This window comes from Variovorax beijingensis (assembly GCF_003951285.1).
GTDB lineage: Bacteria > Pseudomonadota > Gammaproteobacteria > Burkholderiales > Burkholderiaceae_C > Variovorax > Variovorax beijingensis.
Genome location: NZ_RXFQ01000015.1, coordinates 73788 through 99652, shown reverse-complemented (window position 1 = coordinate 99652; position 25865 = coordinate 73788). Strand labels below are relative to the sequence as shown.

27 protein-coding genes are annotated in these 25865 nt (G+C 66.1%); 8 read left to right on the top strand and 19 right to left on the bottom strand.

The window, feature by feature from the left end:
• Nucleotides 1-8: 8 nt before the first annotated feature.
• The 16 genes from EJO66_RS23395 to EJO66_RS23320 all read right to left on the bottom strand — a co-directional run bounded on the left by EJO66_RS23395 (nt 9) and on the right by EJO66_RS23320 (nt 16761).
• Nucleotides 9-1442: a sigma 54-interacting transcriptional regulator gene (locus EJO66_RS23395; RefSeq protein WP_124960201.1), complete on the bottom strand. Its 1434-nt coding sequence runs from the start codon at nt 1440-1442 to the stop codon at nt 9-11.
• A gap of 55 nt (nt 1443-1497) precedes the next feature.
• A complete protein-coding gene (locus tag EJO66_RS23390; RefSeq protein WP_124960200.1) occupies nt 1498-3549 on the bottom strand; it encodes a TadG family pilus assembly protein in 2052 nt (683 codons plus the stop codon).
• 15 nt (nt 3550-3564) lie between these two features.
• The gene (locus EJO66_RS23385; protein WP_124960199.1) at nt 3565-4074 is read right to left on the bottom strand and encodes a TadE/TadG family type IV pilus assembly protein; all 510 of its coding nucleotides are present in this window, start codon (nt 4072-4074) and stop codon (nt 3565-3567) included.
• Nucleotides 4071-4544 carry a TadE/TadG family type IV pilus assembly protein gene (locus tag EJO66_RS23380; RefSeq protein ID WP_124960198.1) on the bottom strand — a complete coding sequence of 158 codons (474 nt, stop codon included), beginning with the start codon at nt 4542-4544 and terminating at the stop codon, nt 4071-4073. Before EJO66_RS23380 ends, EJO66_RS23385 begins: the two co-directional genes overlap by 4 nt.
• A 36-nt stretch (nt 4545-4580) precedes the next feature.
• Nucleotides 4581-5051, bottom strand: coding sequence for a DUF3613 domain-containing protein (locus EJO66_RS23375; RefSeq protein ID WP_223262346.1), 471 nt, complete (start codon nt 5049-5051; stop codon nt 4581-4583).
• Nucleotides 5048-6019 carry a tetratricopeptide repeat protein gene (locus EJO66_RS23370; protein ID WP_164547889.1) on the bottom strand — a complete coding sequence of 324 codons (972 nt, stop codon included), beginning with the start codon at nt 6017-6019 and terminating at the stop codon, nt 5048-5050. Before EJO66_RS23370 ends, EJO66_RS23375 begins: the two co-directional genes overlap by 4 nt.
• A complete protein-coding gene (locus tag EJO66_RS23365; protein ID WP_124960197.1) occupies nt 6016-6981 on the bottom strand; it encodes a type II secretion system F family protein in 966 nt (321 codons plus the stop codon). The genes EJO66_RS23370 and EJO66_RS23365 overlap by 4 nt, the downstream gene beginning before the upstream one ends.
• Nucleotides 6978-7958, bottom strand: a complete 981-nt coding sequence (locus EJO66_RS23360; protein ID WP_223262345.1) for a type II secretion system F family protein — start codon at nt 7956-7958, stop codon at nt 6978-6980. The genes EJO66_RS23365 and EJO66_RS23360 overlap by 4 nt, the downstream gene beginning before the upstream one ends.
• Complete coding sequence (locus EJO66_RS23355) at nt 7951-9267, bottom strand: TadA family conjugal transfer-associated ATPase (protein WP_124960195.1); 1317 nt, start codon at nt 9265-9267, stop codon at nt 7951-7953. Before EJO66_RS23355 ends, EJO66_RS23360 begins: the two co-directional genes overlap by 8 nt.
• 8 nt (nt 9268-9275) lie before the next feature.
• Nucleotides 9276-10571 carry a CpaE/TadZ family protein gene (locus EJO66_RS23350; protein WP_223262344.1) on the bottom strand — a complete coding sequence of 432 codons (1296 nt, stop codon included), beginning with the start codon at nt 10569-10571 and terminating at the stop codon, nt 9276-9278.
• 23 nt (nt 10572-10594) lie between these two features.
• Entirely contained in the window at nt 10595-11965 is a 1371-nt protein-coding gene (locus tag EJO66_RS23345; RefSeq protein WP_223262343.1) for a type II and III secretion system protein family protein, read from the bottom strand.
• A gap of 48 nt (nt 11966-12013) precedes the next feature.
• Entirely contained in the window at nt 12014-13000 is a 987-nt protein-coding gene (gene cpaB / locus EJO66_RS23340; RefSeq protein WP_124960194.1) for a Flp pilus assembly protein CpaB, read from the bottom strand.
• A 66-nt stretch (nt 13001-13066) separates the two neighbouring features.
• Nucleotides 13067-13564: an A24 family peptidase gene (locus EJO66_RS23335; protein WP_125966309.1), complete on the bottom strand. Its 498-nt coding sequence runs from the start codon at nt 13562-13564 to the stop codon at nt 13067-13069.
• A 14-nt stretch (nt 13565-13578) separates the two neighbouring features.
• A complete protein-coding gene (locus EJO66_RS23330) occupies nt 13579-13773 on the bottom strand; it encodes a Flp family type IVb pilin (protein WP_124960192.1) in 195 nt (64 codons plus the stop codon).
• 415 nt (nt 13774-14188) lie between these two features.
• Complete coding sequence (locus tag EJO66_RS23325; protein WP_125966308.1) at nt 14189-15622, bottom strand: L,D-transpeptidase family protein; 1434 nt, start codon at nt 15620-15622, stop codon at nt 14189-14191.
• Nucleotides 15622-16761 carry a tetratricopeptide repeat protein gene (locus EJO66_RS23320; protein WP_125966307.1) on the bottom strand — a complete coding sequence of 380 codons (1140 nt, stop codon included), beginning with the start codon at nt 16759-16761 and terminating at the stop codon, nt 15622-15624. The genes EJO66_RS23325 and EJO66_RS23320 overlap by 1 nt, the downstream gene beginning before the upstream one ends.
• A 362-nt stretch (nt 16762-17123) precedes the next feature.
• On the opposite strand from EJO66_RS23320, the gene EJO66_RS23315 reads away from it, so the two are divergent.
• Both EJO66_RS23315 and EJO66_RS23310 read left to right on the top strand, forming a co-directional pair.
• A complete protein-coding gene (locus EJO66_RS23315) occupies nt 17124-17840 on the top strand; it encodes a response regulator transcription factor (protein ID WP_240648707.1) in 717 nt (238 codons plus the stop codon).
• 152 nt (nt 17841-17992) lie between these two features.
• Entirely contained in the window at nt 17993-19009 is a 1017-nt protein-coding gene (locus tag EJO66_RS23310) for a Bug family tripartite tricarboxylate transporter substrate binding protein (RefSeq protein WP_125966306.1), read from the top strand.
• Nucleotides 19010-19110: 101 nt separating this feature from the next.
• On the opposite strand, the gene EJO66_RS23305 is transcribed toward EJO66_RS23310, so the two are convergent.
• Complete coding sequence (locus tag EJO66_RS23305; protein ID WP_124960187.1) at nt 19111-19896, bottom strand: IclR family transcriptional regulator domain-containing protein; 786 nt, start codon at nt 19894-19896, stop codon at nt 19111-19113.
• Between the two features lie 159 nt (nt 19897-20055).
• On the opposite strand from EJO66_RS23305, the gene EJO66_RS23300 reads away from it, so the two are divergent.
• From EJO66_RS23300 to soxR, 5 genes are read left to right on the top strand one after another with little or no spacing between them, the layout of a single operon-like run.
• A complete protein-coding gene (locus tag EJO66_RS23300) occupies nt 20056-20757 on the top strand; it encodes a 3-oxoacid CoA-transferase subunit A (RefSeq protein WP_124960186.1) in 702 nt (233 codons plus the stop codon).
• Entirely contained in the window at nt 20754-21407 is a 654-nt protein-coding gene (locus EJO66_RS23295) for a 3-oxoacid CoA-transferase subunit B (protein ID WP_124960185.1), read from the top strand. The genes EJO66_RS23300 and EJO66_RS23295 overlap by 4 nt, the downstream gene beginning before the upstream one ends.
• A gap of 33 nt (nt 21408-21440) precedes the next feature.
• The gene (gene pcaF / locus EJO66_RS23290; RefSeq protein ID WP_124960184.1) at nt 21441-22646 is read left to right on the top strand and encodes a 3-oxoadipyl-CoA thiolase; all 1206 of its coding nucleotides are present in this window, start codon (nt 21441-21443) and stop codon (nt 22644-22646) included.
• Entirely contained in the window at nt 22646-23620 is a 975-nt protein-coding gene (locus tag EJO66_RS23285; protein WP_125966305.1) for a Bug family tripartite tricarboxylate transporter substrate binding protein, read from the top strand. Before pcaF ends, EJO66_RS23285 begins: the two co-directional genes overlap by 1 nt.
• A 47-nt stretch (nt 23621-23667) precedes the next feature.
• Nucleotides 23668-24150: a redox-sensitive transcriptional activator SoxR gene (gene soxR, locus EJO66_RS23280; RefSeq protein ID WP_124960182.1), complete on the top strand. Its 483-nt coding sequence runs from the start codon at nt 23668-23670 to the stop codon at nt 24148-24150.
• On the opposite strand, the gene EJO66_RS23275 is transcribed toward soxR, so the two are convergent.
• Both EJO66_RS23275 and EJO66_RS23270 read right to left on the bottom strand, forming a co-directional pair.
• A complete protein-coding gene (locus EJO66_RS23275; RefSeq protein ID WP_124960181.1) occupies nt 24131-24382 on the bottom strand; it encodes a hypothetical protein in 252 nt (83 codons plus the stop codon). The two genes, soxR and EJO66_RS23275, sit on opposite strands and share 20 nt — an antisense overlap.
• A gap of 68 nt (nt 24383-24450) precedes the next feature.
• Complete coding sequence (locus EJO66_RS23270) at nt 24451-25194, bottom strand: response regulator (RefSeq protein ID WP_124960180.1); 744 nt, start codon at nt 25192-25194, stop codon at nt 24451-24453.
• 202 nt (nt 25195-25396) lie between these two features.
• On the opposite strand from EJO66_RS23270, the gene EJO66_RS23265 reads away from it, so the two are divergent.
• Entirely contained in the window at nt 25397-25816 is a 420-nt protein-coding gene (locus EJO66_RS23265; protein ID WP_124960179.1) for an organic hydroperoxide resistance protein, read from the top strand.
• Nucleotides 25817-25865: the final 49 nt, after the last annotated feature.

The following is a 25865-nucleotide window of genomic DNA, read 5'->3' as shown; positions in this document are numbered from 1 at the left end:
GGGTGAGTTCAGGCGTCCTCGGGGATGCCGGGCTCGCCGTCGAGGATCTGGTACTTGCGCATCTTTTCCCACAGCACCTTGCGGCTGATGCCCAGGTGCTGCGCGGTGTCCTGGCGCTTCCAGTCGTTGATCTCCAGCGCCGCGATGATGCGGTTGCGCTCGCTGCTGTTCCATCCCTTGCGGTCGCCATTGCTGTCGAGCGCCACGCCATTCATGGCGCCGCCGCCATGGCCGTTGCGCTCCGCCGCGCCTGCCGCCAGCGTCGGCGTGCCGCGCGTGAGTGCGATGGCGCGCTGGATCAGGTTCTGGTCCCAGCTGTGCAGCTGCCGCGCAATCACGCCCACCCGCTCGGCCAGGTTGCGCAGCTGCCGCACGTTGCCGGGAAAGTAGGTCTCCGCCACCGCATCGCTGAGCCAGTGCGGCGTTTCCCCGAGCGTCTCGAGCTCGTCGCCCAGCACATTGGCCAGCAGCGCCTTGAAGATCGCGATCTTGTCGATCTCCCCGCGCTCCTCCAGGCTGGGCACGTGCAGCTCGATCACCGCGAGCCGGTAGAACAGGTCGGCGCGGAATTCGCCGCTTGCCACCATCTCGCGCAGGTTGCGGTTGGTGGCCGCCACCAGCCGAAAGTCGACCCGGATCGGCGCCGTGGCACCCAGCCGCGTGACCGCGTTGTCCTCCAGCACACGCAGCAGCTTCACCTGCTGGTAGCGCGGCAGATCGCCGATCTCGTCGAGGAACAGCGTGCCGCCCGTGGCCTGCTCGAAGTAACCGCGGTGCGCATGCACGGCGCCCGTGAACGAGCCCTTGGTGTGGCCGAAGAAGAGCGACTCGAAGAGGCCATCAGGAATCGCGCCGCAGTTCACCGCCACGAACGCGCCCTTGCTGTAGTGCTGGTGCCCCAGGTGCAGCTGCTGCGCGATGCGCTCCTTGCCCACCCCAGTTTCGCCGCGCACCAGCACGCTGTGGTTGCAATCGGCAAAGGCACCCACTTCGGCCAGCAGCGACTTCATCGCATCCGAATGCGCCACCAGCACATCGGGCGCCTGCGGCGCCACGTCGCGCGCGCGCAGCTGCCGCACCAGCTTGGCCACCATCGTGCGCAGCTCGGCGCAGGTGAAGTCGTAGGGCAGCACGTGCAGGTACTCGGGCGGGTAGGTGCGCGAGTCCCGCTCCCGCGAGGCCGCCGCCACCCAGATCACCGGCATGCCCTGCAGCAGCTCGGTGGCATGCGCGAGGCCACCGCTGTCGATGACCGTGACACTGAGAATGGCCACCGAAGGCCGAAGCGCAGTGCCGCGGTCCTGCTGCGGAGGCGGCAAGCCATCGGCCCGGATCACCTCCACGTCGAAGCTCGCCATGCACCGCGCGATACGGTCGAGGATGTCGGCCTTGCCTTCCCAGACAAAGAGGTCGAGTTCGTCGAAGTTGGAGGGGGAGCTCATCTAGTTGTGCAGTCTGTCTATCTGTCTCTGTATGCCAGTGATCGGTCGCGTGTTCTCAGTACACCAGCATGGGCAGGGCCTTGCAGTCGAGGGACTTGAGATTCACGTCGGTCTGGCCCACGTTGATGCCGAGCACGCTTTCCAGAAGGGGCGTGAGCACTGATGCACCGATGGCATTGAGGACGGGTTTGAGCAGACCGGTCAGCATCGACAGCGCATTCGAGACGGCACCGCCTGTGGCCCCGCTGCTGGTGTTTGAAAGCCCATCCCTGATCATGTTTTTGCAACCGGTCTCGCTGCCACCGATGCCGAGCAGGCCGGTGCACTCGTTCAGCAGTCCGGAAACAAGATCAGTCACGCCGTTCAGCAGACCAGTCAACAGGCCGCTTTGCCCGGAGTTCTGACGGATGGTGTTCAGGGCGCTGGCATAGCGCTGCCCCCGGCAATCCGAGGTGTTTTGGGTGCAGAGACTGGCTGTGTCGTTCCACATCTGATCGGTGAGCGCGTCCAGTTGCGCGCCGGTCGGGGTGCCTGTGGGCGCTGTTCCGCCGAAGAGAACCCGGGTCAGTTCCGCCACGAGGTCCGCCACGAGCGTGCCTAGCTGGAGATTGTTGACCGGCGTTGTGCCGGTTTCGCCTCCCGCGAGGATCAATTCCGGAATCGGCGTCGTCTCGAGTCCGTCGAGGTCGACATAGCTGTTCACCTTCAGCAGGCCCAGGACGTTGATTAGTTCCATAGATTTCAACGTCGTCGGGTACTCGCAGACCTGGGCCTTGGAGAAAAGATCCGCGGCAGCGATCTGCCCCACGCACACATTGGTGATTGCGCTGCGGACGCTGATTCTCGCGCGGTCCTTGCCGGTTGCGGGGTCCTGGAGCCCCGGCGTGCACATCTCCACCAGCGTGCCGGTGGCCGTGACGGCATCGAGCACGATCGGCAGGTCGAGCTTGACCAGAGGCGCAAGCAGCCCACCGAGCAGGCCCGCATCCGTCGTCACATGAATGAAGCTGCGCACCTGCGCGTTGTAGGCCTTGGCACCGACGCCGCCAATGGCAATGGAGGGCGGCTCGACTACCGATACCTTCGTCGTTACTTTGGCCAGCGATAGCAGGTTGAGGTTGAGTCCCGCATCGACCGCGTGTTGCGAGGTCGCCACGCCGATCGAGGTATAGAGCAGGTCCAGCGCGTCCACACCCAAATTCAGCGCGCCGCCACCGCTGCCGCCGGGCGAGGTGATTTCTGCGAACAGGCCACGTGGACCGTTGGCCACCGAACCCAGTTGAACCATGAGGTTGGTCAGCCCGAGCTTGGCCTGGATGGCCTGCAACAGCGTGATGTTGCTGCTCAGCAGGCTGTCTTGGCCGGCCAGCGTCACGATGGCGTTGAGCAGGTCCCCCAGAGCCACCGAGCGACCGGCGAGCAGCGTGTTGAGTTCTCCCACACCGATGTCGGCGGCCACCGGAATGCCGAGCGCCGCAAGCAGGCCGCCGGGCGTGATCTTGGCCTGCGCAAGCCCGTCGTAGGCCAGAAGCGAAGTGCCGCCGAGGTCGAGGCCGATACCCTTGAGTAATCGTCCAAGCGTGGAGTCGCCACCAACCGTGATCAGCTTGCTGCCTACGGAGAACTGGGCGAGCGGGGCACTCAATGCGGCGACGGCTGTGACGCCGATGGTCCGGTTGCCGAGAAAGAAGGACAGCAGGGTCGGCGAGTTTCTCTGGAAGCTCACGCGTACCGCGTTCTCGGTCTCGGTCGAAGTAGGTGTCCGGAAACTCGTCACCCTGTCCCAGTAACCGCACTGGACTTCGGTAGGGGCCAATGGCGAAAGGCCCACGGGCATGTTGCGACCGGTGTCCGTGCCAGAGGCACCGTTGGCGTTGAGTTGTGCCGCGGTGGTGGCCGCGCTGCAGCCGCCGCGCACCTGTTGCGCGCCCGCGAGCGCGGCGAGATCGGCCGTCTTCTGGAACTCCCGCTTCATGAAGTACATGAAACCGATCTCGGTGCCGATCAGCGTGATGACGATCAGGCTCAGCGCGACGGCTGTGTTGATGAGGATGGAGCCGCGGGCCTGTTTTCGGCGAAGCGAAAGAGGGTGGTGTACTGCGTTCATCTCGACGGCGCTTCTTCAGGACGAACGAAGTGCGGCGCTTGTCCGGCTTCGCAGTTGGTCGGGCATCCATTGGCTGGTGTCCAGCAATGGCATCGAGGGGAGCAAGCGGTTCGCGCTGTACGGATAGGTCACAGTCACGACATAGCGGACGTACGCGCCGGGCGCGCTCGGCTCGCTGCGAGCCACGTCCACTGTCACGTTCGAAACAATCCAGTTGCGCCGGCTGGCGACGTTGGTGCTGACCGAGACAGGCACGACCAGCGAGTTGGCCAGCGCATCGTAGACCGCGTCCTTGACGCGTGCGTCGTTGCTGGTCGGCGCCGGCGTGAGCAGCCCTACGGCGCGAGCCCCTTCTTCCGAGGCGCGGGTTACCGTCTGCTGGGTGTAGAGCACTGCCCCGAAGGTCGCGAGCGCGTACAGCACGCTGAAGAGCAGCACGAAGACGAGCGCGAACTCGATGGCGGCCACGCCGCGCTGCCGCCCGTGCGCGGTGGCTTTGCCGACAGTTGCGCGCAGGGTGTTCATGGCGCTCTTCCGTCGAGCAGCATGCTGGCTTTGCCAACGATGCTGTTCGGCATCGCGAAGCTCGGCAGCGGCGGGAGCAGCAGCTGCATGTTGGTCGCTGTCACGGTCACCACCATCTGGCAGCGGGCTTCCCATGTGGCCGTGCATGGCGGTGTGCCGCAGACGTTGTCGACCACCCTGCACACTGTGGCGCTCGCACTGCGCGTCACCGTGGCTGGCAGCCAGGTGATGCTCTGCTTGGCGATTGTTTCCGCATGGGTGCTTCGCGCTTCGAAGGTGCTCTGATAGCGCAGCGCAGCGCGTGCGCCTTCTTCCGCCGCGTTCTGCACCCCCAGGCGAAACGCGAACAGGATCCCGTAGCAGATGATCCCGTAGAGCACAGCAAAGAAAATCAGGAACACCAGCGCGAACTCGATCGCATACGTGCCGCGCTGGGGGCGTGCTGCGGTACGGATGCTCGGCGCTTTCATGGCGATATTCGGGGTGTGTTGATCTGAGGCGCTTGTTTATCGAGGCGTCGCGGCGTCTGCGCCTGAACCGGACGTCGATTTCACCGTGGAACTCATGCGCTCCGGGATCGGGAACTCGAAGCTCTTCAGATAACGCTCGTAACTGCGGCTAGCGATGTTTCCGGCGATGGGCCGCGCCGTGGGCGAGGCGATCTCGCCGCTGCGCTGCCATGCGAACAGGCCCTGCGTGGCATCGCCGACCTGCAAGGGCTCGTCGTAGATGAACTCCTCGGCATCGGACATCTCCGCCTGCTGCTGTTGTTGCGTCTGTGCAGGTGCCTGCACGCCAGCGGTGGCGACCGGGGTCGTCGCGGCCTGCGGTGCGGCCGGGATGGCAGGCATGGCGTGTGGCTTGATGGGCGTCGCCTCCTGCGCCAGCACTGTGGAGCCGAAGACGGCCAGCGCGATTCCCACGCCGCATGCGGACGACAGGATGTTCCAGCGGAAGGCGTGTTCTTCTTTGCTCATGGGGTGCCTCGTGAAGTCGATGTGGGGGATTGGGTCATCGTGGAGTCGGAGGTGGGTGGGTTCAACTGGATCGCAGTTCGCATGCCACCGATGCCGGACCAGCGCGACGGCTTAAGTGCCAGCGGCAGGGGGGCCGCATCGTCTGTCGCGAAGCTCGTGCCGCCCGGGCGCACCGCTGCACGCGCAGATGCCGGTACCGGTGCGGCACCGCGCACAGCGGCCGGTGCACCCGTGCGCAACTGTTGTGCAGCCTCCCGCACCGCGGCGCGCGTAGCCTCGGGCATGCGGTTGACTTCCATCAGCCGGTCCGCCTGTTCGCTCTGATTGATGGCGACGAAATAGAGCGCGAGATTGGCTTGTGCCTGTGTGCTATCGGGGCGCAACTGCAGGGCCTGCATCAGAGGCAGTCGTGCGTCTTCGATCTGGCCGGCGCGAAGCTGTGCGTAGCCTAGATCGCTCAGCAGCAACGCATCGGTTGGTGTCCGGCGCTGAGCCTGCGTAAGCAACTGCACTGCCTCGGCGTAGTTGCCGCGCGTACCTGCCAGCAGTCCCAATCCGCGGTAGCCGGCGCTCGCCAGCGGCGTGCTCAAAAGGCGCTTGTAAGCGGCTTCGGCGGAGACAGCCTGCCCCGTCTGGCGCAGCGCCTCAGCACGCGTGCGCGTGGATTCGGGCGAGATACCCCAACGCTGTTCAAGAGCGTCGATGTGCGCGAGCGATGCGAACCATAGTTCCTCTTTCTGCATCTGCTCGACAAGTTTGAGATACGTCGCCTGGGTGTCTACTGACGCCCCCGCCTTCGTGTCCGCGGCTGCTTCGGCGGCCATCCGCTGTTGCGCGTCCGCGCTGGCGGCGTACTGATCCTTGATGCCGGCACAGCCGGTGACGATGAGAGCCGCGGCGCCCGCGGAGACGAAAGCCAACATGCGACGCATGGCGGGCGAGCACATGCAAAAGTGCAGGGTTTTCATTTGGCGACAACTCCCAGTGATCGGAATACTGCGATGAAGCCTGGTCCTGCCGTGACGATGACCAGTGCCGGCAGCAGCGTGGACACCATCACCGCAGTCATCTTCACGGTGATCTTCCCGATTTTTTCCTTCATTTCAGAACGCCGGTGCTCGCGCAGCCGGTCGCTGAAGATGCGCAACGGTTCCTGCACGGCGCCGCCGTGCTTGTCGACCTGCACCAGCAAGGACACGAGCCCTCGGAGGTTCTCGTTCTTGTGCAAGGTCGCAAGGCGCTGCAATGAATGCTCGCGGCTGCGACCGCGGCTGTACTGGTTGTTGGCCAAGCTCAGCTCATAGCCGAGCACGCGCAGCACATGCGAGAAGTCGCTGGCCATGATCTGCAGGCTCTGGTCCAGGCTCAGTCCAACGCCTTGGAGAAGGCGCAGCAAATCGATGAACAGCGGAAGCTCCTGATTCGCCCGTTCGCGCCGTGCGGCAGCAAAGCGTCCGAGCACCCATTTGGGCGCCATAAAGCCGATGACGAAGGCACCAGCAAGAACGATGACGACGGTGCGCCCCGTGTGTTTCTCACCCCACGTCATATAGGCCAGAAGTGGGAGAAGCAATGCAAGCAGAACGCGGGTCACTAAAAAAATCAGCTGTGTTCGCTTCGAGGAAAGACCGCACTGGTCGATGAGGTTCCGGTCTTCATCTGCCACAAGCGTCCGGCCCAGTCGCGAATCGAGCCAATGGAATGGCAGTTCGATATCAGGTTTCGTCGAGGCGCCAGACTCTTCTTCCGCATCAGCGGAAACTTTCGACAAATCCGGAGCTTCCACGACTTGGTGAATAGCGCGGCCGATGACCTTTCCACTGCGCGCGCGACGCAATTCGCTCGCAATCAGTGCGCCTGCTCCAGCCATGAGGCCTAGGGCGAGTAACGCGAGGCCAAGGATGGCGAGTTGATTGGGCGAGAACGTCATGTCAGTCTTGCCAATCGATAAAGGAGTGCGACGCCGACCAATTGAAGGCCCGCCGAGGAGAAGATCAGCATGCGACCCGTGTCGTCATTCCACATTCCTATGAAGTAAGCGGGATTGGTCATGATGAGGAAAGTGCCCACGCCCAAGGGCAGCAGTCCCAGAATCCAGGCAGAGAGCCGGGTTTCCGCCGACATGGCAACCAACTCGTGCCCTGCTTGCTCACGGTCGCGCATGAAGTTGCCTACACGTTCCAGCAGCAGATCAGCGCGGCCGCCATAACGCACACCCAGGCCGAGGATGGAGGCCAATAGGTACATCTCGTCGATACGTACGCTGCGGGCCGTCTGGTGCAGGGCGCGGTCCAGATCCATGCCAGCGCGCACCAGCGATGCTGCGCGTTCCAGTAGGCCGCGCAATGGAGCCTCGGTGGTGGCAATCGCCAGCTGGAAGGCCGCCTGCGTGGAGTTTCCGATGGTGATCAGTCGGACCATCGCGTCGATGTAGGCAGGCAACTGGCTGACCAGCTTGCGTCGGAATTTCTGCAGCCGCAGCCAGATCGCGAAGATCGCGAGTAGTGCCAACAAAGTGAGCGCACTCAACGCCGCAATCCAGCCGCCGAACAGACCGGCAAGCGCGGCCAGCCCCACGACGGCGGCCAACCCCAGCGCGATCACGCGCGGCTCGATCACACCCATCAGCCAGTCAGGCAAGGCTTTTTCAAGAAGCCCAACGGGTGCGGAAGCCGCCGCGCTTGCATCGGTCTCGAGCCACGGGTCGGTCATGAGACCGCCACTGGGCAGATCCCGCAAAGGTATCGGCAACGACGCCGCAGCGGCCGTGCTAGCCAGAATCTGCTGGTTCAGATGCCGTCCCGCCGCCTGGCGCGCCTGGCGCCCTTTCGCCCATTGCCACAGCAGCAGCCCCGCGGCTGCAAGCAGCAGCGCGATGCAGGCCACCGTCAGCAGGACCTTAGCCACGGTTGTCTCCCTGCTGCGCGCGCGCCAGCGACTGGCGGAAGCGCGTGATCTTGGGCGAATGCGGTGCAATGCCCAGCGACACCCAGCGATCACGCTCTTCGCCATCGGGCGACGTGATCGGCTCGTAGCGATAGAGCTCCTGCATCGCGACCACGTTGTCGTTGACGCCGGTGACTTCGCTCAGCGAGAGAATGCGGCGCTGGCCGCTCGAAAGGCGCCCGATCTGCACGATGAAATCGATGGCATTGGCAATCTGCCGGCGCAGGCTCACTTCGCTGCCCTGGTAGCCGGCAAAGCCCGCGAGCATTTCAAGGCGGTAAAGGCATTCGCGCGGCGAGCTCGCGTGGATGGTGCCCATCGATCCTTCGTGGCCCGTGTTCATCGCCTGCATCATTTCGATCACTTCGGCGCCGCGCACTTCGCCCACGATGATCCGGTCGGGCCGCATGCGCAGGCTGTTGCGCAGCAGGTCGCGGATCGACACCACGCCCGTGCCGTCGAAGCCGCCGGGGCGGCTTTCCAGCCTGACGACGTGGCTGGTGCCCAGCGACAGTTCCGCCGTGTCTTCGATGGTGATGACGCGCTCGCGCGCAGGGATGAAGGTGGCAAGCGCATTGAGCAGCGAGGTCTTGCCCGAGCTGGTGCCGCCGCTCACAAGGATGTTGCAGCGCGCACGCACGGCAATCTCCAGCAACTGCGCCATGCCCGCGTCGAAGGTGCCGAGCTTCACCAGGTCGGCCGGCGTGAGCGGTTCCTTGCGGAACTTGCGGATCGAGACCGAAAGTCCGTCGATGGCCAGCGGCTCGATGATCACGTTGATGCGGCCGCCGTCGGGCAGGCGCGCATCGACCATCGGGTTCGACTCGTCGAGCCGGCGGCCCAGCGGTGCAAGGATGCGGCGCACGATGCGCATCACGTGCTCCGCATCGGCAAAGCGCACGGTCTCGCGCTCCAGCATGCCGTGGCGCGACACGTACACGTTCTGGTAGCCGTTGATCAGGATGTCTTCGACGGCCGGATCGTTGAGCAGGTCTTCCAGCGGCCCGAAGCCCGCAAGCTCCTTGGTCAATGCATCGGAGATGAGCTGCATCTCGCGGTCGTTGATCGGCACGCGGCGCAGGCGCACGAAGCTGTCGACCTCCAGTTCGACAAACTGCTGGATCGAGGCGCGCGACCAGCGGCCGAACTCCGCGCCGAGCTCTTCGATGCGGCTCAGCAGATGGTCATGCGTCCAGCTCTTGATGTCCTGGAACTGCTGGGAGTTGATGAACGCCTGGTCGTCGTCGGCGAATTCGAGATCGTTGGACATGGGGCGGTTCAACCTTGACTAGAGCTTTTCCAGAAGCCGGCAATTTGCGAAATTCGTGCAACCCAGCTGGGTTCCTTGGCCGGCGGCTGGCCCGCTTCGGACGTGTATTCTTGGTTCAGTCCGCGTGCGAGGCCGGCTACGGCTTGCGAATACGCGTCGTTGCGTGCGGTGCGCACCAGCATTTCGCCGCGGCTCGCTGCCGCCAGGAGTTGCGTGCTGCGCGCCGGCAGGACATGGTGTAGCGGCAGTTCGAGCCGCTCGGCAATGTCCTTGGCCGGCAGGCCGACGTGGCTGTCGAACTTGTTGACCACGAGCGACAGTCGATCGGTGTCGATGCCGCGGGTGCGCAGTTCCTTGAGCATGTTGGCCGTCGAGACGATGGCACCGATGCTCTGGTCGCACACCACCCAGCTGCGCTGGGCGGCCTTCACGGTCTGGGCGACAAAATCGAGCGTCGAAAAACCGCCGAGGTCGGCGATCTGGAAATCGTAGAAGTCGCCGAGCCGCTTGATCAGCGCCACCGAATCCGCATGGGAGATCTCGCGCACTTGCGCGAGGCTCGCGGGCAGCGGCAGCACGGCCACGCCGCTCGTGTGGTGGGCCAGTGCGGTATGCAGCAGCGTCTGATCGAGGCGACGCAGGTTGCGCACGCCGTCGACAAAGCTGAAGCCGCTTTGCGTGTCGAGATACAGAAGACCATCGCGGGCCGGCAACCCGAGGTCGAGCAGCGCCACTCCACGGCGGGTGTTGCGGTTGTGAGAAGGCGCGGCCGTCTGGGACAGCTGGTCGTTGAGCATCAGCGACAGGCTGGCCGCGAGCGTGGTCACGCCAATGCCCGGGCGGGCGCCGAGCAGCGCTAGCGTGCATCCGCGGGCGCGGCTCTGAAGGCTGCTTTGCCGGTCGAGCAGTTTGCGCAGCGTGTTGATCGCATCCGTCGGCGGTGCGCTCATGTCGACGAAATCGTCCACTCCGGCGCGCAGCGCGGCGAGCATGGACGCCGGCTCGGCCGAAACGCCCGTCGCCAGCACGGGCAGCGTGGGCCATTCGCGCTTAAGGCGCTGGTGAAGTTCGCCGGCCGCAGCGGCGTGGTCGCCCGAGAAATCGAGAAAGACCGCCGCCGGGCTGAGCATGGCAATGCGCTCGTCGATCGACTTGGCCTCGGCGGGAAGGATCACCACCGCGCCCAACTGGCCGAGTGCGTCGGTCAGCCATGTGATGTGGCCGCTGTTCGGCGATGCGAAGAGATAGGTCTCCGCACCGGTTTCAGGAAGGTTGTCGCGTGGAGCGTTCATGGCATCGGCCACAGGCTTTGCGTAGTTTGTTGCCGTCAACGCGAGAAGCCCGGCACCGTCGTGCCTGATGCCGGCCCCAGCAGATGCGCGCGCCACACGGGGCCATCGCGTTGCTCGGCGGCACCACCCGGCAGGTACGGGGCAAGAGCGGTGCCGCGCGCAATGGGCTTCACCAAGTGCGGCGTGACAAGGATCACCAATTCCTTCTCGCTCATCTGGTACTTGTTCTGCTTGAAGAAGGTTCCGAGCACCGGAATGTCGCCGAGCAGCGGCACCTTGTCGGCGTTGGAAGTCGTGGTGCGGCTCACGAGGCCACCGATGATGAAGCTCTCGCCATCGCCGAGTTCCACCGTGGTGTCGGCGCGGCGCGTGCTGATGGCGGGCACTGCGACACCGCCGATGCTGAGCGAGTTGGTGTAGTCCAGGTCGCTGGCCTCGGGTGCCACCTTGAGCACGATGCGATCGTTCGACAGCACCGTGGGCGTGAGCGTGAGACCGATGCCGAAAGGCTTGTATTCGATGCTCGTGGTGCCCAGGCCCTGCGGTGCGGGCACGGGCAGTTCGCCGCCCGCCAGGAAGCTCGCGCTCTGGCCCGACAGCGCCACCAGCGTCGGCTCTGCGAGCACGCGGGCCATGCCGTTGCCTTCAAGGAAACCGACGTTCAGGCCGATGCCGGCCTTGCCGAAGTTGAACAAGAGGCTGAAGGCTTGGGCGAGCGGGTTGTTGTATTCACCGCTGATCGAGCCGTCACTTGCGAATGTTGTGGAGCGCAGCGACGAAGGCGTGAAAACACCAAAGCTGAAACCGTTGGAATTGGCGCGCGTGCTGAAGATGTTGAGGCCGGCCTGCTTGAGCACGCTGCGGTTGAACTCGACGATCTTGACTTCGACCTGCACGGTGCTGCTTCGCACATTAACGACGGAGCGATCGATCAGCGCCGATTTTTCTCCGCCGGCCGCCATGGCCGCATCGCGCGCTTCCTGGTGCGCGGTCATGCTGTTGAGCGAGCCGGAGAGCGTGGAGGCGCGGCGCCGCACTTCGAGCGCGTAGACCGTCGCGGTCGGCTGGCCCTTTTCCCAGATCATGAGCGTGGTCCGGCCCGCGGCCTTGCCGGTGACGATGAGGCGCGCGGCCGGCGAGTTGGGCGATTGGCGGGTGAGCGCGACACCGGCCACGGTCTCGTCGGCAATGGCCATGCGCTCGATGCCCTTGCTGACCAGCAGTTCCTTTTGCGTGCCCGCGTCGATCCGCAGCTGCAGCGCGGGGCGGGCAGATGCCGTCTCTACTGCATCTGCGGCGGCGGACACCCCGGGCCAGACGCCCGATGCCAGCAAGTACAGCACCGCGAGTGTGGGACGCAGAGGACGTGCCGGACCGGCTGTTTTCGCGCGAAGGGCGATCGTCATGGTGTTCGTTTCCTGCGTGGCGTGCATGGGCGTGCCACTGTTTGCTGATCAGTAATTGATGGTTTCGCTGCGGTCGCCGCGAATGACTTCGACCTTGAGTCCGCCGCGAGAGCCGCTGGTGCGAGCCGTCGGAGTCCGTACTGCAGCAATGGCCGGGGCGCGCAAGGCGCCCGGCTTGCCGCCGGTCACGAAATCTGCCGTGGTGACGCCGGCCTGCGCGCGGTCCAGGCCTTCGAGCGGCGGGCGGCGCGGCTCGCCGGCTTTCGGCGGAGGTGGCTGCAAGGCGGTGGGCAGCTCGGCAAAAAGCTTCGGATCGGGTTCCGACATGTCGGTGGGGTTGCGCAGCGCCAGCAGCAGGCGGCCGCTGTTCTCGGCAAGCGTCAGCCGGTTGATGTCATCCACCGGCACCGCGAGCACCGCGGTGCGGGCCGCCTCAGCGCGCTGGGCTTGCTGCTGCGCACCACCGTTCTTGTCCATCTTGGAAGGCAGGCCATCGACGGAAGCGCTGCCGTAGGCCAGCACGCGCTTGCGCGACAGGAGCAGGCGCGCCTGGCTGCGGTCGATGTCCTTGCCGTCGGACTTCAGCATCAGGAACACGTCGACGAAGTCACCGGGCTGGACCTTGTTGCCCACGCCCATGATCTCATCGGCCTTGATGGCGACCGCACGTTCGCCTTCGGTGACGCGCAGGGCCAGACCCGAAACGAGCTGGCCTTCGAAAAGCGGCGTACCTTCACTCAGATCGATCACCGGCACGCGTCCCGCGAGCGGCCCGGTTTCCTGGAAGGCGCCCACGGGATTGATCGTCAGCCGCTCGATGCGAAGCGCGTCGGCCGGGATCGCCTGGCCCGCGGGCAGCGGCTTGGCCGCTACGACCACGGGGAAGGTCTGTGCCTGGGCGGCCTTGCCGGGAGCGGCGGAGGGGGCGACCGCAACGGGAGGTGGAGGCTGGCGGCTGAGCAACCATGCATAGCTGCCAAGCGCGAGGGCCAGGAGCACGAGGATGGCGGCGATGATTTTGGTCAGATTGATCATTGGGCGGCATGTCGAGGGAGGAGCAATTCGAGAGCTATCGATGAACAGCTCGTGGCGGCGGAGCGATTAGCTACCCTGTCGGCCCCAAACCATCCACACCGCGGCGGCTAGAGCGAGATAAGCCGCATAAGGAATGATGCGAACCCGCCGAGCTGGGACGTCGGGCTCGGAAGCGCGCGACGGCCCGACGACCATCGAGGTAAGTCGCGGAAAAATGGGCCAGTCTCTTAGTTTTCGCCAAAGAACTGCGTGGGCGAAAGCCATCAGGCTGGCCACGACCCAGATCGGTATCAAGTCCGACAAACCGACCCATAACCCCAAGACGCCTGCGAACTTCACGTCGCCCGCTCCCATGAGGCCGGTGGCATAAAAAAACAGCAGAAAACCGAAGCCCACTGCAGCGCCCAGGCCCGCTTCAGACCATCCGATATCGAATGGCTGTGTGGTGGCAAGTGCCGCCAGCGCGAAGACACCGCCGAATAACACGAGCCAGTTTGGGACTCGGCGCTCGCGAAGGTCATAGACGATGGCAAGAACGAGCCATAGCAGGAGCGCGAGCGCCATGAGGAGAAATAGTCTTATTCCGGCGTTCCTGCCGGCGTTCCTGCCGTCGTGATGGCAGCGTCGATTTTCTGAAAAATAACCCCGAGCTTGGTGCCAATTCCGGGAAGGAAGGCAATGATTGCGACCGAAATCAACCCCGCAATAATTCCATATTCAATTGCAGTGGCACCTTCTTCATCGCGCAGAAAACGAGTAATAGAGCGAAGCATGATTTCCCCTTAAAAAAAGTGTTAACAAGTGAGGCTGGCCAGGTGGATGTTATACAGCGTAACTCCGTGTATCAACAACAGTAACCCGTGGGTTCGATGCCTTCCTGTGCTAGGCCTCGGGGTCTAAGCAGGAAGGCGGCCAGCCCTTTGCAGTCCTCGGGAAGCACCCCGCTCGGGAGCGGGAGTAACAGTCCTGAGACACATTTTTCCCTCTGACACGGTGTGTGCGCATCCCATGAATGGGTGAACAACGTTACGTTTCTTGGGAACATTCAAACAGCGTTTGTTACGGGAACAAAGCCGTTACGCGTTACGTAGCACGCAGTTGTAACGGGAGATGTAACGCCCAAGATAGGTGTGTCGGGTGTGCAAAAAGTCACACCTAAGGGGTACCTACCTCACCGCCGAGAGGGTCTCAGCCGAGGATTTCTTCGTGGAAAAGCTTCCACTCGCTGCCTTGACGCAGCCAGTACTGGCGCCTGGTGCGCCCGCTTTTCTCGCCTTCGAAGACTTCGCCGAAGGTGGCGACCATGGTGTCGTCGCCGTCGCGCCAATGCAGGAAGGACATGTCCTTGAACTGCACGCGCTTGCCCTGGGCATATTCCACTTCGTCGTGGAGCACCGAAAAGCCTTCGGTGTTTTTCTTGCTGCCGTTGCGCTGGAAATCGGGCAAATAGAATTTCTTCAATTGCGCTTCATTGCCATTGGCCCTGGCATCTTTCCAGGCCGAAATCGCGCTGGTGAAGGTCTGGGCCTCTTTTTCGGCCTGCGGGCGCGGAATCCACTGCAGGCTGGATGCGGTGACCACGGGGGTGGCGCCGATCTGCACCTTGCGCAGCAGCTGCTTGAGGTCGGGGTTGGCCATGACGACGCAGCCGTCGCTCGCGAGCGGCGCGCGCGAGAACTGCTGGGGCGGGGTGCCGTGCAGCCAGATGCCGCTGCCGGTCTTGCCGCGCCGCACGTCGTAGGGGTTGGGGTAGTTGATGGGCAGCGCGCCGGCGCCGTAGAAGTCGCGCAGCGACTTGGGGTCGAGGCTGCTGGTGACGTAGTAAACGCCCAGCGGCGTGCGCGCGTCGCCCTCGGTGGCCTTGCCGATGCCCGACTTGCCGACCGACACGTAGTAGTCGGCCACCAGCTGCAGGCCCTTGTCGGAATTCTCGAGCAGGTAGAGCCGCGAGCGCGAGGCGTCGACTGCAATGGCGTAGCGGCTGCGCGTGGACAGTGCCAGGAACTGCGAAGGCACGGTGCCGGCCGGCGGCCTGTCGCGCAGGGCCTGCAGTCGCCGGCGGGATTCCTCGCGCAGGTCGGCCATGGCCGGATCGCTGCGCAGCCGCCCGATGCCGGTGGCGTCGGAAAAGGCGTGCGCAGGCGGCACCTGCGTTGCGAGCAGGTCGGCATAGACGAGCTGCGCGAGCTGGAAGTTGGGATAGTCCCGCACCAGGTCGCGGGCCTTGGCCAGCGCGGGGCGCGGCTGGCCGCGTCCGAACAGTTCATAGACCGCGATCAGGCGGGCTTCGGCGCTGCTGGCCTGTTGCAAGGCTGCGGAAGAAGAAGCCGCTGCCGCCTTGCTGCGCGGGGCGCCCTTGGCCGCCGCAGCGGTTCTTGCGTCTGCCGCGGAAGCCTTTCTTGTGGTCCTGGCCTTGGCTTCCCTGGCGGTCGGGCGGGCGGCGGAAGCCTTGTTGGCCTTGGCGCCGCTGGTTTTGGCGCTCGCGGGCTTGGTCGATGCGGCGGCTGCCGCGCCGTGTGTTGCCAGCAGCAGGGCCGATGCCGCCATGAGCGCGGCAAGCATGTTCGCACCGCGCCGCAGCGCAGGGTTCCGAAGCCGGCTGCGCCGGACGATGTCTGCCACTAGCCGCCGACGCTTTCCTTGCGAATGTGCCACTGGTTGCCGGCGCGCTGCAGCTCGAGCGTCTTGCGGCTCGAGATGTTGAGGTTGTCGGCGCGGTAGATCTGGCGGAATTTGGCGGTTGCGGCCTGCCCGTTGACGCTGATCACGAGGTTCTCGATGTTCACGCTGATGCTCGACTTGCCGACGATGCGCGCGCGGCGTTCTTCTTCCCAGTTCTTGCGGCTTTGTCCGCCGCCGGGGTTGAAGTCGGAGCCGTAGGCGGCAAGGTAGCGGTCCATGTCCTGGCCGGCCCATGCGGCGGCCCATCCGCGCACGGCCGATTCGACTTCGGCGGTGGAGCTGGAAGAGGGCGCGGCGGCCGGTGCTGGCGCGGGCGCCGCTGGCACCGGAGCAGCCTCGGGTGCCTTGGCCACCACCGTGGGCGGCGGCGGTGCTGCGGGAGCTGGTGCGGCTGCGGGGGCCGCTGCTGCCTTGACGGGTGCCGGGGCCGGCGCAGGCGTGGGCGCCGGAGCGGCAGGCGCCTTCGCGACGGGGGCGGGTGCCGGAGCAGGTGCCGCGGCCGCCGCGACAACGGCCGAGGGCTTGCCGCCAGCCGGCGCGGGCGTGAACAGCGTGCGGATCACCGCGAGCTTGGGCTGCACCGCGGTGTTGTTCTGGTCGAGCTGCAGCGCCTTGCTGTAGGCCTGGCTGGCCAGCCGCGCATACACATCGCCGAGGTTCTCTTGCGCCGTGGCATAGCTCGGGTTGGTGCGAATGGCGCTTTCGAGCGCGCTGCGCGCCTTGTCGAACTGGTTCTGGCTCGCGTAGATGACGGCGAGGTTGTTGTACGGCTCGGGCAGCTCGGGTGCGTCCTGCGTGAGCTGGGTGAAGGCGGCAATGGCCTCGGCGCGCTTGCCGGTGTCGAGCTGGATCACGCCCTTGAGGAAGCGCATCTGCGGGTCCTTGGGCTTGTCCTTCAGGAACGCATCGGCGCGGGTCATGGCCTCATCGAGCTTGCCGGACTGCATGAGCCGGTCGACTTCATCGTGCTCGGCGGCGGCGAGCACGGGCAATGCCATGCCACAGGCGGTGGCCAGGAGCAGGGCACGCACGGTGGGAGAAAAGCGAAAGCGTGCGCGCGGCAGGGGGCTCTTGGGCATTGCGGACAAGACCTCGTGTGGGGGAAGGGATGATGCGGCAGGGATTGTAAGTGGGGGAGTAACCTTCGGACACAGTGCGGACACTCGAATTGACTGCTTGAAACCTGCGTGGCCAAGGGGCGCGCTACGTAACGGGCACTGTGGCAAATACGTAACGCGGGGCCACAAAACGGCCGCTCCAGCCGCACCTTCCAAGCCCGTGAAAAGCCGGTCCGGAACCGGTTCGCCAATGAAAACCGAAGTGCCTGCATGCATCGAAGTGCCGGGCGCCACGCCGGCCTCCCCGGCCGGGCATCGTTCATGCAATGTTCAAGCCAAAGATCAATCTCGGCACGCCTTGTGCGGCCGAAAGGAAAGTGCGCGTGGCCCCTCAGATATCCGCCGGCAGCCCTGGAGCCGGCATGTGCGGTGGCGCCCTCGTCGTCGAGGGCAGCCCGAGCGTGTCCGAACGCATGCGGCGCATTCTTGCCGCGGCGGCGCCGGGCTTGCAGCTGGCAGCCGCTTCGACGCAGGCCGAGGCCCGCTTCATGCTGGCCGCGCAGGCCTTCAGCTTCGTGCTCGTGGGCATGGACGGGCCGGATGGCGGTGGCGCGGCGTTGATCCGCCAGGTGCGCAGGGACCATCCGCACATCGACGTCATCGCCATGTCGGAAACCGACGATGACCGCCTGGTGGGCGCCGCCATTGCCGCGGGTGCGGTGGGCTACGTGCTGACCGAGGCCGACGACGCCGAACTCGCGTTCCTTCTGCGCTCCATCGAACGCGGCGGCGCGCCGGTGGATTCGCGCATCGCGCGCCGCATCCTCGGCCTGTTTGCTGCTTCCGCCCAGCCGAAGCCGATCGCCATCCAGCAGCCCGTGCCGGCGAGCCCGGCAGAAGGCAAGCCGCTGCTGTCGCCGCGCGAGCTGAAAGTGCTGCGCCTCATTGCCCAGGGTTGGAGCAACCAGCAGATTGCCGAGGCCGTGTCGCTTTCCGTCAACACCATCGAGTTTCACGCGAAGAACATCTACCGCAAGCTGTCCGTCAAGTCGCGGACCCAGGCGGTGCACCAGGCCAGGCAGCAGGGCCTCTTCAACTGACGCGGATCGAGGCGCGCAGAGGCTGGCGCGGGGGTGGGGGGCGTGCCTGCAGCAGGGTCAACGGTTGCGCAATGCAGCACGATCCTGTAACGTTCTGTAAGTGCGACGTCAGCAACGTTGCCGGACTCCCTCCCACTCTTTCTGGAGCCATCTTGAAGATCACCAAACGCCGCTTGCTCGAAAGCGGCGCAGCAGCAGTTGCCGCATCGCTTTTTGCACCCGGTTCGTGGGCCCAGCACGCCGGCACCGCCGCTGCCGGCGGCGACGCCGCCTGGCCGAGCAAGCCGGTTCGCATCCTCGTGGGGTTTCCCGCCGGCGCATCGCCCGATCTGGCGGCGCGCGCCATTGCCGAGCCGCTGTCGAAGATCCTGCGCCAGCCGGTCACGGTCGAGAACAAGCCCGGCGCCAGCGGCAACCTGGTGGCCGACCAGGTGGCCAAGGCGACCGACGACCACACCATCGGCGCGCTGATCAACGGCAATCTCACCATTGCTAGGCTGCTCAACCCCAAGCTGAGCTTCGACCCCGAGAAAGACTTTGCGCCCGTGGGCATGATCGGAACGGCGCCGCTGGTGCTGGCGGTGTCGGGCAATGCCCCGGGCAAGACGTCGGCCGAACAACTGCTGTGGGTGCGCAACCTCGGCAGCGGCGGCAAGTACGGCACGCCGGGTGTGGGCACCGTCGGCCACCTGGGCATGGAGCTCATCAAGAGCCGCGCCGCCATCACCGCGCAGCACAAGCCCTACACCGGCAACCCGCAGGTCATTGCAGGCCTGCTGGCGGGCGAGATCCAGCTGGCGCTGCTGCCGCCGGGCCTGGCCATGCCGCATGTGAAGTCGGGCAAGCTCAAGGCCATTGGCGTGACCTCGCCCGAGCGCAGCCCGCTGGCCAGCGAACTGCCCACGATCCGCGACGCCGACGTGCGCGGCGCCGACCTCGAGATCTGGACCGCACTGGCCGCGCCCGCGGGCATGAAGCCCGCCGCCATCGCCAGGCTCAATGCCGCGCTGGTCGAAGTGCTCGGCTCGCCCGAAGTGAGCCAGGCGCTGCTGAAGACCGGCTGGCAGGCGCAGCCCGGTTCGCCCGACGCGCTGGCCAAGCGCATGCGCGCCGACACCACGCGCCTGGGCGGCGTGATCATCATGAAGGGCATCCACTCCGAGGTTTAGACGCCCCCGAAGCGCCTTCGGCGCCTCCCCCCACTGGGGGGCGCACCCGGCGGCCCGGCAGAGCCGGTTCCGCGGGTGCACTGGATGAGGCAGCCCTCTTTTTACAGCAGCCGCGAAACCTTCTTCGCGGCATCCATCAGCGCCGGCAGGATCGTCTCCTGCATCACCTTCGCGCTGGTGCGGTTGGCCTGTCCGCTGATGTTGAGCGCGGCCACCATGCGGCCCTGGCGGTTGACGATAGGCGCGGCCACGGAGATCAGGCCTTCCTCGAGCTCCTGGTTCACCAGGCACCACTGCTGCCTGCGCGCCTGCGCCACCTTGGCCATGAGCGCGTCCACGTCGGTCACCGTGTGCTTGGTGAGCGCCTGGCGATCGGAGGCCTCGAGCCGCGCGCGCACCTCTTCGTCGTCCAGGTCGGCCAGCAGCAGCCGGCCGAGCGAGGTGCAGTAGGCCGGCAGGCGCGAGCCCACGCCCAGGCTGATGTGCATGATCTTCTTGGTGGGCACGCGCATCACGTAGACGATGTCGGTGGCGTCCAGCACCGCGGCCGAGCAGGACTCCTGCACCTGCTGCACCAGCGCTTCCATCACGGGCTCGGCGCGGTTCCAGATCGGCATCGAGGAAAGATACGCAAAGCCCAGGTCGAGGATGCGCGGCGTGAGCGTGAAGAGCTTGCCGTCGCTCACCACGTAGCCCAGCGTCTGCAGCGTGAGCAGGATGCGCCGCGCGCCCGCCCGCGTGAGGCCGCTGGCGGCCGCCACTTCGCTGAGCGTCTGGCGCGGCGCGCTTTCGCTGAACGAGCGGATCACCTGGAGCCCGCGCGCGAACGACTGCACGTAGCTGTCGCCGGGGGCGGGCGTCTCTGTTTGCAGGGTATGGGTTGCCATGTGGAACGATCCTCTTTAGAATTCATTATACGAACAAATGTTCTTTATACGAACAAATCGGCGATTTCACGGAATCGGCCCGGTCTGGTCGGATGGTTGGGGCAGGTCGTTCGCACGGTTCGATTTCTCTTTCTTTCCTCATTCCCGGAGACAGGCTTCATGATCAACAAGATCGCGCGCTCGGTCGCCGATGCCCTGGCAGGCATCCAAGACGGCGCCACGGTTCTCATCGGCGGTTTCGGCACCGCCGGCATTCCCGGCGAACTCATCGACGGCCTCGTCGAGCAGGGCGCCAAGGACCTCACCGTCGTCAACAACAACGCCGGCAACGGCGAAACCGGCCTGGCCGCGCTGCTCAAGGCCGGCCGCGTGCGCAAGATCATCTGCAGCTTTCCGCGCCAGGCCGACAGCCAGGTGTTCGACGGGCTCTACCGCAGCGGCAAGATCGAACTCGAACTGGTGCCCCAGGGCAACCTGGCCGAGCGCATCCGCGCGGCGGGCGCGGGCATCGGCGCCTTCTTCTGCCCCACGGGCTACGGCACGCAGCTCGCGGGCAACCGCGAAACCCGCGAGATCGACGGCAAGCAGTACGTGCTCGAGTACCCCATCCACGGCGACGTGGCGCTCATCAAGGCCGAGCGCGGCGACCGCTGGGGCAACCTGGTCTACCGCAAGGCCGCGCGCAACTTCGGGCCGGTGATGGCCATGGCCGCGAAGAAGACCATTGCCACCGTGCACGACATCGCCGAACTCGGCACCCTCGACCCCGAGACCGTCGTGACCCCGGGCATCTTCGTGCACCAGGTGGTGCGCATCGAACGCGTGGCCACCCAGGCCGGCGGTTTCAAGAAGGCAGCATGACCATGAGCACCACTTACCAACGTCGCACCAAGGACCAGCTCGCCGCCCGCGTGGCGCAGGACATCTTCGACGGCGCCGTCGTCAACCTGGGGATCGGCCAGCCCACGCTGGTGGCCAACCACCTGCCCAAGGGCCGCGAAGTCATCCTGCAGAGCGAGAACGGCATCCTCGGCATGGGCCCCGCGCCCGAGGCCGGCCAGGAAGACTACGACCTTATCAACGCCGGCAAGCAGCCCGTCACGCTGCTGCCGGGCGGCTCGTTCTTCCACCATGCCGACAGCTTCGCGATGATGCGTGGCGGCCACCTCGACATCTGCGTGCTCGGCGCGTTCCAGGTGTCGGCCACGGGCGACCTTGCCAACTGGCACACGGGAGAGAAAGACGCGATTCCCGCGGTCGGCGGCGCCATGGACCTGGCCATCGGCGCCAAGCAGACCTGGGTCATGATGGACCTGCTGACCAAGCAGGGCGCGAGCAAGCTGGTGCAGGAATGCAGCTATCCACTGACCGGCATCGCCTGCGTCAAGCGCGTGTACTCCGACCTCGCCACGCTCGAATGCACGCCCGAGGGCCTGAAGCTCGTCGACCTGGTCGAGGGCCTCAGCCGCGAAGAGCTCGAAAAGCTGGTCGGCCTGCCGATCGCTGCCTGACCCCATCCAACCAATCAGAGAGAGACAACTCACATGACCAACCAAGCCTTCATCTGCGACGCCGTTCGCACCCCCTTCGGCCGCTACGGCGGTTCGCTCAGCAGCGTGCGCACCGACGACCTGGGCGCCGTGCCGCTCAAGGCACTGATGGAACGCAACAGGAACGTCGACTGGCAGGCCGTGAGCGACGTGCTCTACGGCTGCGCCAACCAGGCCGGCGAAGACAACCGCAACGTCGCGCGCATGTCGGCGCTGCTCGCGGGCCTGCCGCTCGAGGTTGGCGGCGGCACCATCAACCGCCTGTGCGGCTCGGGCCTCGATGCCGTCGGCACCGCCGCGCGCGCCATCCGCGCGGGCGAGGCCGGCCTCATGATTGCCGGCGGCGTCGAAAGCATGAGCCGCGCGCCCTTCGTCATGCCCAAGGCCGAGAGCGCCTTCAGCCGCAACAACGCGGTGTACGACACCACCATCGGCTGGCGCTTTGTCAACAAGCTCATGAAGGCGCAGTACGGCGTCGACTCCATGCCCGAGACGGCCGAGAACGTGGCCACCGACTACAAGATCGAGCGCGAGGCGCAGGACCTGATGGCGCTCAACTCGCAACTGCGCGCCGTGGCCTCGCAGAAGTCCGGCTTCTTCGACGCCGAGATCGTGCCCGTGACCGTGCCGCAGAAGAAGGGCGACGCGATCGTCGTCAACAAGGACGAGCATCCGCGCGAAACCAGCCTCGAATCGCTGGCCAAGCTCAAGGGCGTGGTGCGCCCCGACGGCACCGTGACGGCCGGCAACGCCAGCGGCGTGAACGACGGCGCCTGCGCGCTGCTCCTGGCCGACGAAGCCAGCGCCGCGAAGCACGGCCTGACGCCGCGCGCCCGCGTGGTCGGCATGGCCACGGCCGGCGTCGCGCCGCGCGTGATGGGCATCGGCCCGGCGCCCGCCACGCAGAAGGTGCTGGCGCTCACCGGCCTCACGCTCGACCAGCTCGACGTGATCGAACTCAACGAAGCCTTCGCGGCGCAAGGCCTTGCCGTGCTGCGCCTGCTGGGCCTGCAGGACAACGACCCGCGCGTGAACATCAACGGCGGCGCCATCGCACTGGGCCACCCGCTCGGCGCCAGCGGCGCACGCCTGGCCACCACCGCGGTGAACCAGCTGCACAAGGGCGGCGGCCGCTATGCGCTGTGCACCATGTGCATCGGCGTGGGCCAGGGCATCGCCGTGATCCTGGAACGCGTCTGATGGACTGCGCCCGACGCGGCCTGCTGCTGGGCCTGCTGGCGGCGGCGGGGCTGCCTGCGCACGCGCAGCCCGACGCCCGGCCGGTCCGCATCGTCGTGCCCTTTGCGGCCGGCGGCGGCAACGACGTGTTCGCGCGCCAGATGGCCAAGGGCCTTGGTGAGCTGCGCAAGCAGGGCGTCATCGTCGACAACAAGCCCGGCGCGGGCGGCAACCTCGGCACCGAGCAGGTGGTGCGCAGCACGCCTGATGGCAGCACGCTGCTGCTGGGCCACACGGGCACCGTGTCGATCAACCCGGCGCTCTACAAGGGCCTGAAGTTCGACGCGCGCAAGGACCTGCTGCCCGTGGCCATGTTCGCTTCGTCCGCGCTGGTGCTGGTGGTGCCCGCCGCATCGAAGATCCGCACCGTGGCCGATCTCATCGCCGAGGCCAAGGCGCGGCCGGGCCTGCTCGACTACGCATCGAGCGGCAGCGGCACCGGCGGCCACCTGACCGGCGAGCTCTTCGCAGAGCGCACCGGCACGCGGATCAATCACATTCCCTACAAGGGCACCAACCCCGGCCTCACCGACCTGGCGGGCGGGCAGGTGCAGATGATGTTCAGCGTCGTTCCCCCCGCGCTCGCGCTGGTCAAGGGCGGGCGGCTGCGCGCCATTGCGGTCACGGGCGCCAGGCGCCTGCCTTCGCTGCCCGAGGTGCCCACCGTGGCCGATTCGGGCCTGAGCGAACTCGCGGGCTTCGAGAGCACGCTGACCTACGGCGTTCTCGCGCCGCGCGGCACGCCCGACGCTTTCGTGAAGGAGCTTTCGGCGCAGATGCTCCAGGTGGCGGGCAGCGCTGAATTCCAGTCGCGCCTGGGGGTGGAAGGCGCCGTGCCGCTGCTCGGCGGCCCGGCCGAATATGCCGCCCTCATCGCGAAGGAAAGCGCGCTGTGGGCCGGCATCGTCAAGGCTTCGGGCGCCACTGTGGAGTGAGCACGCGGCCTTTGGACCTCAACTAAAGTCGAGGTTGAGAGGTCCCGATGAAATCCAAGCCAGCAGAACCACCGCACGATTTTCCCGCCACGCTCTCGGTGGGCGAAGTCGCGCAGCGCAGCGGGGTGCCGGTGTCCACCCTTCACTTCTACGAATCCAAGGGGCTCATCGCGAGCCACCGGGCGCCGAGCAACCACCGCCGCTATGCGCGCGACGTGCTCCGGCGCGTGGCGTTCATCCGCGTCGCGCAGCGGGTGGGCATTGCGCTGGCCGACATCGCCGATGCGCTGGCCACGCTGCCCACCTCGGCCGCGCCCAGCCGCGCGGATTGGGCGCGGCTTTCCGCCGGCTGGCGCGCGGAGCTGGACGAACGCATGGCCCAGCTCAAGAAGCTGCGCGACACGCTGGACGACTGCATCGGCTGCGGCTGCCTGTCGATCGACCGCTGCCGCCTGCGCAACCCGGCCGACAAGCTGTCGTCGGAAGGGCCGGGCGCCCGCCGCCTGGTGATCAGGCGCGCGGAAGACTGAGGGATTGCCGCGCTTCGCCGACGGGGAGCAGTGACGTCAGTTCGTTTGTCTCCGCCGCAGACATCGCGAGCACCAGCCGCTCGAATTCGGCGCGGTAGCAAGGCAGCATGAGCGCCGCCGTCAGCGCATGGATGCCGTCGCTGCGCGCAAGGTGCGCATGGCATGCCGCAATGCTTCGATGGATCTGGAGCGCCTGCGCGACGCGGGTGGAGGGTTGCGGGTCGTGGTTCATGCCGCGCAATGTGCAGCCTCAACCTAACTTGAGGTCAAGCGGGATGAAGAAGAAGCCCTGGTTCGCGGTCAGCCGTCCATGGCTTCGACGGCCGAAGCGAGCACATAGCCTTCGCTGCGCACGGTCTTGATGTAGCGGGGCTCGCGCGCATCGTCGCGCAGCCGCTGGCGCAGCCGGCTCACGAGCAGGTCGATGGAGCGCTCGAAGAGCTCGGCCTCGCGGCCCTGGGTGAGGCTCAGCAGCTGGTCGCGGCTCAGCACCTTCTGCGGATGGTCGAGGAACACGCGCAGCAGCCGGTATTCGGCGCCGCTCAGCGCCACCATGACGCCGCTGTCGTCGATCAGGTGGCGCGCCACCGTGTCGACCTGCCATTCGCCGAAGGCCAGTTTCCGGGAGGGTTCGACCGCGCCCATGTTCGGCGGCAGCATGCGGGTGCGCCGCATCACGGCGCGCATGCGCGCGAGCAGCTCGCGTGCGGAAAAGGGCTTGGCCAGGTAGTCGTCGGCGCCCATCTCCAGGCCCAGGATGCGGTCGGCCTCCTCGCTGCGCGCGGTCAGCATCAGGATGGGCGTGGCCTTGTACTTGCCGGTGCGCAGGTCGCGGCAGAGCGTGAGCCCGTCTTCGCCGGGCAGCATCAGGTCGAGGATGATCAGGTCGAACGGGCCCGACTCCTCGAGCGCGGCGCGCATGTGGCGGCCGGTGGGCACCGCGACCACGCGCAAGCCGTTCTTCACCAGGTAGGTGGTGAGCAGTTCGCGGATTTCCCGATCGTCGTCGACGATGAGGATGTGGTCGGAGGTCTTTGGCGTCATGGCAGTGAGCAGAAAGGGTGGGTGCGGAAAGCGCTTCGCAGCCGCAATGTAGCCGTCCGCCCGCTGCGGGCCGGCGGTTTTGTATTCGCAAGTATCTGGCGCGGCGGGCGCCGTACACAGGCATACGCAATCTGCGCGGGCAGGGGGAAGGCGGCTCAACAATCCGTGCGTTCCCGAACCAACCCTTTCCAAGGAAATCACCATGACCCGCATCGAAAAAGTTCTCTACACCGGCAAGACCCGCACCTCTTCGGGTGGCCGCGACGGCGAGGCACGCAGCTCCGACGGCCGCCTGGACATCAAGCTCTCGTCGCCCGGCAGCGCCGGCAGCGGCACCAACCCGGAGCAGCTGTTCGCGGCCGGCTGGTCGGCCTGCTTCATCGGCGCCATGGGCAAGGCGGCAGGCCGGATGAAGGTCGCATTGCCGCCCGACCTGGCCGTCGATGCCGAAGTCGACCTGGGCACGGCGGGCAGCGAGTACTTCCTGCAGGCGCGCCTGAACGTGAGCCTGCCGGGCCTGGACCGCGAGGTGGCGCAGGCGCTGACGGATGCGGCGCACCAGACCTGCCCCTATTCCAAGGCCACCCGAGGCAATATCGACGTTGCCATCCATCTGGTGTGAACCGGCCGCGGCGTGCACGGCCGCGCCGCATGAACAGAACAAGAAGGTG

Coding starts and splice junctions, on each gene's coding strand:
- EJO66_RS23335 (WP_125966309.1), bottom strand. CDS start 13,564: ATGGCGCTCGCGCTCCTGCTATGGCTCGTTCTTGCCATCGTCTATGAC.
- EJO66_RS23385 (WP_124960199.1), bottom strand. CDS start 4,074: ATGAACACCCTGCGCGCAACTGTCGGCAAAGCCACCGCGCACGGGCGG.
- EJO66_RS23330 (WP_124960192.1), bottom strand. CDS start 13,773: ATGCTTCGCTCTATTACTCGTTTTCTGCGCGATGAAGAAGGTGCCACT.
- EJO66_RS23305 (WP_124960187.1), bottom strand. CDS start 19,896: ATGGCAACCCATACCCTGCAAACAGAGACGCCCGCCCCCGGCGACAGC.
- EJO66_RS23370 (WP_164547889.1), bottom strand. CDS start 6,019: ATGAAAACCCTGCACTTTTGCATGTGCTCGCCCGCCATGCGTCGCATG.
- EJO66_RS23265 (WP_124960179.1), top strand. CDS start 25,397: ATGACCCGCATCGAAAAAGTTCTCTACACCGGCAAGACCCGCACCTCT.
- EJO66_RS23300 (WP_124960186.1), top strand. CDS start 20,056: ATGATCAACAAGATCGCGCGCTCGGTCGCCGATGCCCTGGCAGGCATC.
- EJO66_RS23345 (WP_223262343.1), bottom strand. CDS start 11,965: ATGACGATCGCCCTTCGCGCGAAAACAGCCGGTCCGGCACGTCCTCTG.
- EJO66_RS23320 (WP_125966307.1), bottom strand. CDS start 16,761: ATGCCCAAGAGCCCCCTGCCGCGCGCACGCTTTCGCTTTTCTCCCACC.
- EJO66_RS23365 (WP_124960197.1), bottom strand. CDS start 6,981: ATGACGTTCTCGCCCAATCAACTCGCCATCCTTGGCCTCGCGTTACTC.
- soxR (WP_124960182.1), top strand. CDS start 23,668: ATGAAATCCAAGCCAGCAGAACCACCGCACGATTTTCCCGCCACGCTC.
- EJO66_RS23295 (WP_124960185.1), top strand. CDS start 20,754: ATGACCATGAGCACCACTTACCAACGTCGCACCAAGGACCAGCTCGCC.
- EJO66_RS23380 (WP_124960198.1), bottom strand. CDS start 4,544: ATGAAAGCGCCGAGCATCCGTACCGCAGCACGCCCCCAGCGCGGCACG.
- EJO66_RS23355 (WP_124960195.1), bottom strand. CDS start 9,267: ATGTCCAACGATCTCGAATTCGCCGACGACGACCAGGCGTTCATCAAC.
- EJO66_RS23375 (WP_223262346.1), bottom strand. CDS start 5,051: ATGAGCAAAGAAGAACACGCCTTCCGCTGGAACATCCTGTCGTCCGCA.
- EJO66_RS23395 (WP_124960201.1), bottom strand. CDS start 1,442: ATGAGCTCCCCCTCCAACTTCGACGAACTCGACCTCTTTGTCTGGGAA.
- EJO66_RS23275 (WP_124960181.1), bottom strand. CDS start 24,382: ATGAACCACGACCCGCAACCCTCCACCCGCGTCGCGCAGGCGCTCCAG.
- EJO66_RS23390 (WP_124960200.1), bottom strand. CDS start 3,549: ATGAACGCAGTACACCACCCTCTTTCGCTTCGCCGAAAACAGGCCCGC.
- EJO66_RS23270 (WP_124960180.1), bottom strand. CDS start 25,194: ATGACGCCAAAGACCTCCGACCACATCCTCATCGTCGACGACGATCGG.
- cpaB (WP_124960194.1), bottom strand. CDS start 13,000: ATGATCAATCTGACCAAAATCATCGCCGCCATCCTCGTGCTCCTGGCC.
- pcaF (WP_124960184.1), top strand. CDS start 21,441: ATGACCAACCAAGCCTTCATCTGCGACGCCGTTCGCACCCCCTTCGGC.
- EJO66_RS23285 (WP_125966305.1), top strand. CDS start 22,646: ATGGACTGCGCCCGACGCGGCCTGCTGCTGGGCCTGCTGGCGGCGGCG.